General features: G+C 47.5%; 6 protein-coding genes. All 6 read left to right on the top strand.

The features are described 5' to 3' along the window. The 6 genes from EDC56_RS02930 (at window position 1) to EDC56_RS02905 (ending at window position 11,972) form a co-directional block, all read left to right on the top strand. A complete protein-coding gene (locus EDC56_RS02930) occupies window positions 1-636 on the top strand; it encodes a hypothetical protein (protein WP_123711018.1) in 636 nt (211 codons plus the stop codon). Window positions 637-977: 341 nt separating this feature from the next. Next, entirely contained in the window at window positions 978-3,968 is a 2,991-nt protein-coding gene (locus EDC56_RS19920; protein ID WP_123711017.1) for a calcium-binding protein, read from the top strand. 229 nt (window positions 3,969-4,197) lie between these two features. Next, window positions 4,198-5,622: a hypothetical protein gene (locus tag EDC56_RS02920; protein WP_148059287.1), complete on the top strand. Its 1,425-nt coding sequence runs from the start codon at window positions 4,198-4,200 to the stop codon at window positions 5,620-5,622. A 275-nt stretch (window positions 5,623-5,897) separates the two neighbouring features. Further along, window positions 5,898-6,533, top strand: coding sequence for a hypothetical protein (locus EDC56_RS02915; RefSeq protein WP_123711015.1), 636 nt, complete (start codon window positions 5,898-5,900; stop codon window positions 6,531-6,533). Between the two features lie 178 nt (window positions 6,534-6,711). Continuing rightward, complete coding sequence (locus EDC56_RS02910; RefSeq protein WP_123711014.1) at window positions 6,712-7,104, top strand: hypothetical protein; 393 nt, start codon at window positions 6,712-6,714, stop codon at window positions 7,102-7,104. 398 nt (window positions 7,105-7,502) lie between these two features. Continuing rightward, on the top strand, window positions 7,503-11,972 hold the full coding sequence (locus tag EDC56_RS02905) for a calcium-binding protein (RefSeq protein WP_123711013.1): 4,470 nt from the start codon (window positions 7,503-7,505) through the stop codon (window positions 11,970-11,972). Window positions 11,973-12,142: the final 170 nt, after the last annotated feature.

Below are 12,142 nucleotides of genomic sequence, written 5' to 3'. Positions count from 1 at the left end.
ATGTTTAAGAAACTGCTTATCGGTATTCTTATATTTATTGTTGTTGTTTTTGTATTGCTCAATGTGCTTTTTTATTGGATCGATAAAGAGCTGGATGGCCTGAGGGATGATATGGCATGGGTCGTTAGCTGGAATGCCGATTGCATAAAATCCTCTCGTTCTGTTGAGATTAATACGGGGGAGGATAGGCTTGTTAACCTTTTGTCTGGTGATCGTGATGCAGAAATATTTAAGCTCTATAGTGATCGCTCCACCTGTTTAGACGATGGTGGGGTCTGCACAACCGAATCTTTATATATGGCGAGATTTCTTGCGTCGAGTAAGGATGAGTCGAAAGTGATAATGGCGGATGAAATTATCCAGAAATATGATAATGAAAATGGTCGGGATATATATTCTGATGCTGTTCATATTGATATAAAGCTATTGGTAGCGGGCGAAGGGTCTTATGATTTACTTCGGTTGGCCATGGATGAGAGCTATAGGGATAAATATTTCTCGTCATTTCATGGGCGGAGCATGTGTCGTCAGCAACTGAAATTGATCGGGGAGGTTTATAGAATAGAGGGCGAGTTTTTTTCATATATGTATATATTCAATAGAATTTTGAATAATAAAAATGCGATTAGTCGATAGGTCATCGATTTAAGTCTATTTGGTTCGGTATTGGTTGAAAAATAATATTTTATGAGCATGGAGCGTAAAGGATGACGTTAGAGAAATGCATGAGCTTGGCCATTGGTTATCTTTCACCAGCAAGAGGAACTTGAGTAGCGCAATATTGGCTGCGGTAGCAGCTGGCAGGTCAATAAGCAGATGTGGGTGCGCTTCGTGGTGCGGGGATGTATGTTGAAAGACCCTGGTAAACTGATTGGTGCGATTAACTTTACAAAAGAATAGTGCAGTGTTTCTAATTTTTAAACAAGGGTGTTGTCGACTGTTCGATATATAAACAATAATGATATAATGGAAAGAAAATGAAAAAAGAAATTGATATTGCTAACAAAGCTATTACAGTCGCTAAAGCAGCGAAAGCGATAGCTGATGATAACTCTGGTGATGGGCTGAGTGGAGAAACGGCTAAAGCACTACTAGATACGATCGGCGTTATTCCAGTTAATACTGCGCCTGAGCTTCAAGGTGGGGTTATAGATGGGGCAAAAAAGATCGTTGATCTAAAAGTTGATCGTAAAAAAATGCTTGAGGATATGGATGAACAATTATTTGGCGGTAATAATAACTCTGATCGTTCATTGCCGAAAGACCCCCTTGTTTTAGATCTCAATGGCGATGGAATTCACTTTACGTCTCTCGAAGAAAGTAATGCGCAGTTTGATTTAAATGGCAATGGTTTTGCCACCAATAACTCGTGGCTAAACGCCGATGATGGTTTCTTGGTAATGGATAAAAACCGGGACGGCGTGATCAATGATATTTCGGAGTTGTTTGGCAGCCCTGAGCGTACTGGATATGAGGAGCTGGCTGATCTAGATAGTAATAAAGATGGTATTATCGATGAATCTGATGAGCGCTTTGCTGAGTTACAAGTTTGGCAGGATAGCAATGGTGATGGCGTAAGCCAGGCAGATGAACTGCGTAGCTTATCTGAGGTTGGTATTGCTAGCGTTAGTCTGGCGCACGTTGCTGTTGAGGGTGGCCAAGGTGACGCACAGTTGGCTCGTCAGGGCACTTTTGAATGGGAAAATGGTGAGGCAGGTGTCGCTGGAGGCGCGACAGGGATTGCGGCCGATGTATTATTTACCTCAGATCCGACGTTATCGACTTATGTAGGCGAAGTGACTCATGATACTGCGGTGGAGGTTGTCGCTAATATTAAGGGTTTAGGCGTTGTTGCTGACTTACATATTGCTATGTCGCTTGATAATGCTACTCAATCAGAAATGATTAGCTTAATTAATGGCGGGAGCATTGCATCGATAGCGAATAATATCGATCAGATTTTAGTGGCTTGGGCTGGTGTAGAAAATATACAACTCAGTGCTATTGATCCTGATTCTGGCTTAGCTGCAGACGAGCAGGGAAATGTGACGTTTAGCAGAGCAGGGGTGGCTTTGTCTGTCGAGCAGCTCGGTGTGTTAAAGAGTTTTAGTGGATTAGATATCCTCAATATAGGGGATGGTCAATGGAGGGAGGATGGCGTCGTTAAGTCGACTGGTGAAGCTTATCGAAATGCCTATGCTACTTTAGCGCGAAACACATTAGTGAATATTGTAGTAGCTAATGGGCTGTTGTCAGACATTCTACCTGATGCAGTTTATGATTTTGAGTCAGGCGCCACTCAACTTATTGATAGCGAATTAATAGGTTTTTTGATTGATGTTGAGGCTGCTGAACCGACGTTCAGTGCTAATGACTATGTTGCGGCGATATATTACGAATATTACGAGCAGATAGTTGGTTTCATGGGCGAGGCGAATGGTGATAAGGCGTCAATCGATACGCTATTGGTCGCAGCGATGGCTGTCATGGAAACATCATTATTTGATACGGAAGACCTTTTTATATATGCGATATCAGAAATTGAGGATTTCGAGGCATTATTACCCATTTTTGAAAGTGAGTTGATTAATCTAATTCCCAGTCTGTCGTCGCCTACTGTAGGGAGTGATGTAGATGACGTGATTGTCGCGGACAGCGGCAATAATATTATTGTCGGTCTAGATGGCGCTGATAGCCTTAATGGAGGTGCGGGTGACGACATTATTTATGGCAATAGTGGAAGTGACACCTTAGATGGTGAAGGTGGTAATGACGTCTTATATGGTGGAGAAGGTGACGACCATATCATAGATAATAGCGGTAGAAATAGGTTGTTTGGAGGGGAGGGAAGTGATGCTTTAACGGGACTTGGTGAGTTGTTCGGCGGTGCGGGTAACGATATCTTAACGGCTTATGCTTTCGGTAATAATACCTTGGATGGCGGAGCTGGTAATGACACCCTGACGACGTCTCAAATCACATCGAGTTCTAGGGCCTATCAGAATAGCTACCGTGGCGGTAAAGGTAATGACACGCTAACGGGTGGCTATAGCGCGGATACTTATCACTATGCCCTCGGTGATGGCCACGATGTGATTACCGATACCGGCTACGGCAGTAATCAGTCAAGCTCTTATCATCGTGCGGATACGCTGGTATTAGCGGCTGATATCACAGCGGAGATGGTGACTTTTAGTCATACCATGGCTGGTGATATCGTCATGCAGATTATCGATCCTGATAATGCTGCAAATAATGGCTCGATCACGCTGAAAGGTGCCTATAGCAGCAACGTGGCTAATCGTATTGAGGAAGTGATATTCCTCTCGGATGCGACCGGAGCATCAGATCTCAATGAGAGTGAAATACAAGTACTCGCCATCAATAATGCAGCAGCAAGTGATCTGGATGATCGTCTGATGGGCACCATCGGTGATGATGTGGTACACGGTGGTCAAGGCCATGATCTACTTTTCGGCCAGGCTGGCAACGACCGCCTCGAAGGCGGTGCCGGCAACGACACTCTCACAGGCGACGCTGGTGCCGATCTGTTGATTGGCGATAGCATGACCGAGACGGTTGAGGGGGGGAGCGACACCTATCTGTTTGCTGAAGGCGATGGTGCTGATGTTATCTTTAACCATGATGACTCGGTCGACAGTATCGATACCGCGGTCTTTGAAGAGGCATCGCTGCATGACTTGTGGTTTAGTCGGGCGGACGATAACTTGCAGATTAACCGTGTGGGGTCGGACGATAGCGTTGAGGTGAGTCGCTGGTTTGAGGATGAGAGCTTCGAACTCGATCAGATCGAAGTCGATGGCGCCGTACTACTCAATAACCAAGTGGACCTGTTAGTCAATGCGATGGCCGCTTTCGAAGCCCCGGACGGGGTTGGTGATGTTGTGCCGCAGGAAGTGAAAGACGAACTTCAGGTGGCATTGGCAGAGGCCTGGCAGGTGAGTTAAGTAAAGCCACGATTAAATCTTGCCGTCAGCGTGCTGAGGTAAGTCGGTAGCAGAGCTGGTAAATTATTCTGCTACTTGCAAACCAGCGCGCTTGCAGTGACAGCGGCATAAGCTTAGGGGTTGTCAGCTGAACCCTAGAGCCTCTGCTGACGGTGCAAGGTGGCATTAGTAGATAATATTAAGATGTAATTAAATATCTTTAGATAAAAAGTCAAAAAAAGGAATAGCAATGACTGATAAAATAACAACGTTAAAAACCATGTTTTCCAAGGCGATATTAGCGCTTGGCATTGTCTCGCCGCTGTCCAGTGTGGCGGCGGAGGTTGATGCGATTTTTAGCGGTACTATTGTCGATAGTAGTAGCCAGCAGGAGCAGCGAGTGGCTTTATACCTCTCTTATGACTCCCAAGCCTTTAGTCACGATGACTTCGGTAACTATTATCAGTCGTTAGAAGGTAGCGTGTCGGCTAAGTTGTATGTAGGTGGAGTGGAGTATCGCAGTGATGAATCGATGGTACTTCTTGATATCATGGTGGGGGAGGGCAACACTCAAGAGCAACATAGGCTTGATGTTAATTTACTCGCTCATCTGACGAGTGCAGAGACCGGAGAAGCGATTGATGGCGTTAGGCTTGAGGCGTTTGTTGATACTGCTGCTATACCTGACCAGCTTAGTGATTTTTCGACCGAAGGGACGACGATATCGTTTATGCAGCAGCCTGATGATGGAGGGTTTGAGAGGCAAGAGTCTTCTTTTCAAGTGGCCAATATTTATCAGCAGCCGATATTAGGCTGTCTGCGTCAAACAGCTTATGAGGTCGTGGCGTTGACGGCAGCGACGGCAGAGCAGCCGGCGCAGACGATGACGGCGCAGATAACCTTATCACCGCGCTCTTTTTATCGGGACGATGACAGCTGGGGCGAGCGTCTTTACGATAATAGCATTGGTAGTCATTTTAATGTGCAGTTTGCCGGTCAAAACTATACCTCGGTTACCAGTAATGATCAGCAAACCCCCTACCGTTTGATGGTCGATGCCACGGGCTATCAACAGTGGATTTTTGCCGATGTTATTAACGATGCGAATACGTTACAGGGGCGTGTAGAGCTTCTTTTGCGCCCCAGCGTCGATCTTGGCCCAGAGTTGAGAGGTATTGAAGCGATATCGCCATTACGGTTCGCCGATGGTGACCTAGGAAAGTTAATTGTTATTGCGGATAGTTTCGTAGAAGCGGATATTCAGAGCGTTACCATGTTGGGTAGTAACTGTAATCTAGTCGCAGATATCAAGGCTTTTTCGGACTACGGGACGATCCACAACCCGGGTTTTGGTGAGCTAGCTTTGATTCCTGCGAGTGGCGGTAAGCTATACGTCGACCGATTTTATCATAATTATAGCGACAAAACTCAGAAGCTTCGCCGTTGGGCCGTGATCGAGTGGCCAACGGGGCAGCTATACCCTCATGGAGGCGCTGGTGGTAAAAAGGTGCTGGCTAATGAAACGCAACCTGAGTTTGGTGCGAAGTTGACAATCCCGTCTTATTTCCCTGCTGGTCATTATCGTTATCATTTCTACACGCTGGGTGCTAACAAAGATGCAGTACCTCAGAAGAAAACAATTCACTTTTATAAGGAAGCGAACCCGTTTATGTAAGCATTAATAGTGGATTCTTCGCTTTCAAATAGACTGATCCCTGCCCGACGCCACGCGACGGCAGGGATTTTATAAGCAATGATTAAAGTTGTCGATACCCATTCGTCACTTGCACAGGTGGACTCTGTAGTGCTATTACAGGCTATATTTTTGCAACTACGTTAAATGGGTCCCCGGCATGGCGGTGACCGCCGAGGTCAAAATAGGCCAGCGACGCATTATTGAATTTTACTTGGTGTCGTTTTTTTGGCATGGAATGAGAGATTGCGGAACCGATGAAATCACTGAGTTGGAAGTTTGCGGGTAATACTCTATTTATGGGAGCGGTTTTTTGGCTGGTTGCTGAATCAGATATTTTTGATCCGTTGAGGGTTTCTAATTCTGCTGATCGGGAGTTGCTGCCTAGGTGCGTCGATCATGCAGAGATGGTTGTGAATACAGTAAAAAGGAAATACCCCTATCGTTATATTACTATTGATGGTGGGGATTATAAGTTGACGGATAGGCAGTATAACGTGATTGTTGATAATACAGGCGGTGAATATTGTTTTAATATCCTTGATTACTACTCTCAATGGGATACCGAGAGAAATCTAGTTTACAATTTCGAACACAAAGATATTGAGGTTATTAGGCACTTTAATTTAAGAGAGGCTTATGTTATCTGGGGTGAGGATTATAGCAAAAAATATTATAACAATAGCAACGGAGACGCCTTAATCGAGGTGGACTTAGCGCAGGGCGAGCAGTTGCATGGTAGCGAATATTATAATAACGGCGATATCAAGGCGTTAAATATTGATAGAGCCGATGGCAAAACCTGGCTCTACCGTTACGACCAAAACAGTGATGAATGGACGGTCGAAGTGGCGGGTGTAAAGAAGGCGTTGTTGCAGATTGAGGGGCAGTGAGCTTGGATTTACTGTCATCACCGTATGATTGATAATCTGTGTGAGCTTGCGATTTAAGTGACGTGCAGCCACCGATGGTGATATCAAAGGCGGCTGAGGCGTTAATCTGCTATGCTGTAACACTCTATTTTTGTCGAGTGTTATCGGTAATAATCGGCCTTTATGGTCGCTGTGAGCAATGACACTCGACCCACGTGATTCAAAGGCCGATACCATGCAACACCCTGATTCTACGATGTACCTCGATCATACTGACCAGCAGCTGGAAGACTATATCGATGCGATGATCGATCTTGCAGACTTCGGCCAGGCGGCGCAGGTGATTGCTGACAAGAGCGATAGTCAGGTGGTCGCGGCGCAGTTAGCGAAGCAGCTGACTGATGCCTTTCAAAGTGATGAGTTGTACGGCATGGGGTTCGAGAGCTTAGAAGAGGAGGAGTTTTTCTTCTCCTTGGTTGCGGCGGAATACCGTCATCGCCTCGTCGCTGTAGAGCCTGCGTTGTCGTCAGAGACATTGGAGCCGATCTTTAGCGGCCTTGGTAAGGCATTGGCGAACGAGATGCTAGGCTAGCTCGATAGAACGCGCCTTGGGCGCCATGGATTCAAAAGGGTCGCATCAGCGGCCCTTTTTTTATTTTGCCGATCATAAAATATTAACAACCCGATAACCCTAGGATGAGCGCGATAGAGCGGGGGTATTATTTTTCCCCGTCTTTTGGTGCAGTAATCTAGGTTGTGATCGATTTAAATTGCCTAAGTTAAAGCCTGTATTACGTTTTCTGCACTATTAAGTTTTTATGAAATCGGCTTGCTGTCGGAAATTTTAACACTATTCGACAAGCTAATGCTTAGTCACCCTGTTAGTATTTGTCACCATATGAATCTTTATGTGTGCTAACAATAAAATAAGCAGGTTTGCACATTGTGTTAGTAGGCCTGATAGAAATAATAAAAGTGAAAGGACTGACTATGAGCGCGGAGTTAAGCAATCAAACAATCATTACCGGCACCTCTGAAGGCGACGTGCTTGTGGGAGATGATCAAAATAATATTATCGATGGCCTAGCGGGGGATGATGAGATCCAAACAGGTGCTGGCGATGATGTTGTTTATGGTGGTGAAGGGCGTGATCGAATCACCGTTGGTGCAGGTAATAATTTTGTCGATGCGGGTGCCGGTGATGATGATCTGCTAACACAGAATGATGAGCAGGCTTCCTCGAACGTCTTTGTCGGGGGGGAAGGAAACGATCACATTTACGATAACGACGGTGGGCACGATGTCTACCTCTTTAATCGTGGCGACGGCGAAGATACGATTGATGATTATGATCGTTTTGCGGGCACGCCGATGCAGGGCTATGACAGGCTGCAGTTTGGCCCAGGTATCAGCCGAGATGACTTGACCCTTGAGTATAGCGACTATGGTCAGGACCTGATTATTGTCATCAATGAGAATGGGCAGCCGACCGGTGATCGTATTGTTATTTTGCAGGCCAGAGAAAATGCGGCGAATAGCATAGAGGAAGTGAGCTTCGCTGACGGTTCAAGATTGACGCAAGCAGAGTTGTTTAGCCTGCCGCAGTTTGCTAGTGATGCTGCCGATGACGTCCATAATCATCATGAGCAATTTGCTAACAGTGAAGTACATGCTGGCGACGGTAATGACTTTATCCACGTGGAGGAAGGTAATCATACCGTGTTTGCGGGTGGGGGGGATGACCATATATTGGCTGATACATATCCTGACAGCAGCTCTGAATCGGTTAATACGTTTTCGGGGGGTGAGGGCAACGACCGGATCGAAAGCTACGGTAACAGTAATGATCGCTATCTGTTTAACCGAGGTGACGGCCAGGATGTGATCGTAGATCAAGTAGACTATGGTTATTACCCCTCTGATGGCACCGGGTCTAATGGGTTAATGAGTGGTTACGATCGTATTGTCTTCGGCCCTGGTATCACGGTTGACGATCTAACTATTCGACGCGAAGGTGATGACCTTATCATCATTATTGCCGATAGAGAGGCAGACTACGATTACCCCGATGAGCGTGATCAAATTACACTCGAGGGTGCCTATCTCGAGGGTGGTATGACGATTGAGGAGGTTGTGTTTACACCACCGGCGCCTGCTGAAAACGAGGGCTACGACCCGTTCAACCCAGACCAGCCGCAGAACCCTGTGCAGAATATATCGGGCGATGCGCTGTTCGATCTGCCACAACAGCCGTTAGCCGGTGGGGTGAGTGAGTGGGATGACTTTGTCCATGGGGATGTTGGTGACGATGTCATTGATGCCGGTGCAGGCAATGACACGGTGCTGGATCGTGGGGGTAATAACCGTCTCTACGGCGGTGAGGGTGCCGATACCATAGAGATTGATGCTGACGGCCAGCCCGGCGAGCAGAATATTCTTTCTGGTGGGCGTGGTGACGATTATATGATTAGCCGTGGTGGCAGCAGTGATACCTACCTGTTCCAGCGAGGCGATGGCCACGATATTATCGAAGATTATGCGTCGCCAGAAGGCGAGGGCTTGCTGGCTGTCGACAGCGTTTTGTTTACGGATATCCGCGGTGATGAACTGCGCTTCTGGCGTCAGGGCAACGACCTTGTGTTGACACTCGACCATAGCGATCAAATAACCGTTGCCGGCTTTTATCTCGAGCAAGGGCGTCAGATCGAAACGCTATTTTTTGCCGATGGCTTTACAATCAGTGGTACACAACTACACGACCTAGCCTTTGAAGAGGGCGTTGTCGTTGAGGCGGCAAACATCACAGAGGGCTGGGCGGGTGTTCAGCGGGGTAGTTGGGATAGCGATCACCTCGAGGCTGACCCTGCCGCGTCGGCCAATACGTTTGTCGGTAATGGCGGCGATGATTATCTCAGCAGCCAGAGCGGCAGTAGCGATACCTATTGGTTCCAGCGCGGTGACGGGCGAGATACTATTGACGACTTTGATCCGGCTCAGGGCAGCGACCAACAGGGTGTCGATCGCATTCAGTTTGGCGCCGATATTAGCCGTACAGATTTGAGCTTGCGCCTGCAAGGTGATGATGTAGTCATCGTGATCCGTGATGAGTTTGGTTTTGTCACCGGTGATGAAATTACTATTCGCAATGCTAACTTCGGTCGGGAGTATCAGATTGAGGGGCTGTTCTTTGCCGATGGCACGAGCCTGCAGGGCGATGCGCTGTTTGACTTGCCTTTATTTGGTACCGACGACAACGACTCTATTAATGAACATAACCCCTTCTTTGATAACCCCTTCGGTGATCCGGGTGGAATGACGGTCTACGGAGAGCGTGGCGACGATCAAATTTCGCTGCGGGGAAGCGGTAACCTGCTTAACGGTGGCGAAGGCAATGATTTCTTGTCGGTGGAGAACTCGACCAGCACGACTGCGTTTAATACTTTTGTCGGCGGGCGTGGCAACGATGAGATGTTCAGTAGTGGCGGCAGCAACGATATTTACCGTTTTGACCGAGGTGATGGTCAGGACACGATTGTCGACATTAACTTTGGTGGCGAAGGTGGTGAGGATAAGGACGGTTATGATCGCATCGAGTTTGGCTCAGGTATTGCCCGGGAGGACTTGAGTATCCGGCGTGAGGGCGATGACCTTGTGTTGATGATTGCTAACCAGAATGGTGAGTTCTTCGATGATCAAATCACTATCATGCATGCTTATGATGAGCACGGAGCATCGACCATCGAAGAGGTTGTCTTTGCCGATGGCTCTCGCCTGGTTGGTGATGAGTTGTTCGCACTGCCGCAATACGGAAGCTGGGGTGACGATAGTATAGAAGGCAGCCTCGTTGATGACGAGATTTATGGTGGTGAGGGCAATGATGATATTGTCGATCGTGGTGGCAATAACCAGCTGTTTGGTGGACAGGGCGATGACATTATTCGAGTAGAAGCTTCTCCTGATAGTGTACAGCCGGACCCATTCGACCCGAACCCTGTGCAGCCTACACGGCCATCGTCAAACACCATCGTGGGCGGTGCCGGCAATGACACGATAGAGAGTTATGGTAGTAACGACCTCTACCTATTTAGTCGTGGCGATGGGAAAGATGTGATTAGCGATCGGGACGGTAGTTTTGATATTCCCGGCTACGACCGCATTCATTTTGGTGCAGGTATTAGTAAAGATGATTTAAGAATACGCCGTGAGAGCAACGCCGAATGGGGAGATGACGACCTGTTGGTGATGATTTATCAAGACGGTCAGCCAACGGGTGATGAGATTCGGATCGTGTCGGCTTACACTCACAACGACTTAGATAGAGTCGGCATTGAAGAGTTTAGCTTCGCTGATGGTAGCCGCTTGATCGGTGGCCAGCTGTTTAGTTTGCCCCAGTACGGCACCGGCGGGGATGACGTTTTCCGAGCCGGAAACAGTGACGATGCTATCTATGCCGGTGATGGCAACGATGAAATATGGGTGGAGGGCGGCAATAACCATATCGATGCTGGTGCTGGTGATGACCAAATCCTCTCACTGGGTAGTAGCAACGGCGAGCTGGCGCAAAATGTGCTCATCGGCGGCAAGGGTAATGACCTGTTTTTTGGGTTTGGTGCTCATGACACCTACCGTTTTAATCGTGGTGACGGCCAAGATACTATTGCTGAATCCAGATCTGATGAGGAGTTCGACGTCATCGAGTTTGGTGCCGGTATTGGCCTCGACGACCTGAGTCTCTACCGTGACGGCGATCATATGATTATCCGTCTGCACGAGTCAGGGCAGTTAACAGGTGATCAAATTCGTATTGAGCATGCCTATAGCAATGAGCGTTCTCCGATCGAACAGATTCAATTTGCTGATGGCTCGACCCTCAGCGGCGACCAGCTGTTTAGTCTGCCTCAGTACGGTACCGACGGGGGTGATTTTGAGATGATCGGTGGCAAGTGGGGTGAAACACTTGTTGGCCAAGATGGCATGGATGCAATCTATGGTGAGGGAGGTGACGACGTGCTCATCGGTGGCCGAGGCTCAGATTTATTGATTGGCGACAGCATAACATCCGATGCTGACGGTGGCAGTGATACCTATCGTTTTGCTGCAGGTGATGGCCGAGATTGGTTGTTTAACCCTGCGGACAATAATTCACCGAGTACTATCGACATTGCTGTATTTGAGCAGGCTTCTTACGAGGATTTATGGTTTAGCCGCACCGGTGACGATCTGATGATTAATCGCGTGGGAACGGATGACAGTGTGCAGGTGATCAGTTGGTTTGAAAATGAAAATTTCGAACTGGATCAGATTGAAGTCGATGGTGCCGTGTTGCTGAATAACCAGGTCGACCTGTTAGTGAATGCGATGGCAGCCTTCGATGCACCTGATGGCGTCGGTGACATTGTGCCGCAGGAAGTGAAAGATGAGTTACAGGTGGCGCTAGCCGAGACTTGGCAGGTGGCTTAACCTTTGTTAGTTGCTTAGTATCGTTTGAGTAGAGGCGGAGCTAATGGCTCCGTTTTTTGTGTTGAAGTAAACTTATATTTATTTAGCGGAATGGCGCAGCTAGATTGTGGGGGTTTGATTATTGTGGTCGTAAAGCCTAAATGGAGCACTCTTCGCGTTATATAGAACTG

This window comes from Sinobacterium caligoides (genome assembly GCF_003752585.1).
Classification (GTDB): domain Bacteria; phylum Pseudomonadota; class Gammaproteobacteria; order Pseudomonadales; family Sinobacteriaceae; genus Sinobacterium; species Sinobacterium caligoides.
Note: the sequence above shows the minus strand (reverse complement) of the source record. Positions and strands in the feature narration are given on the sequence as shown.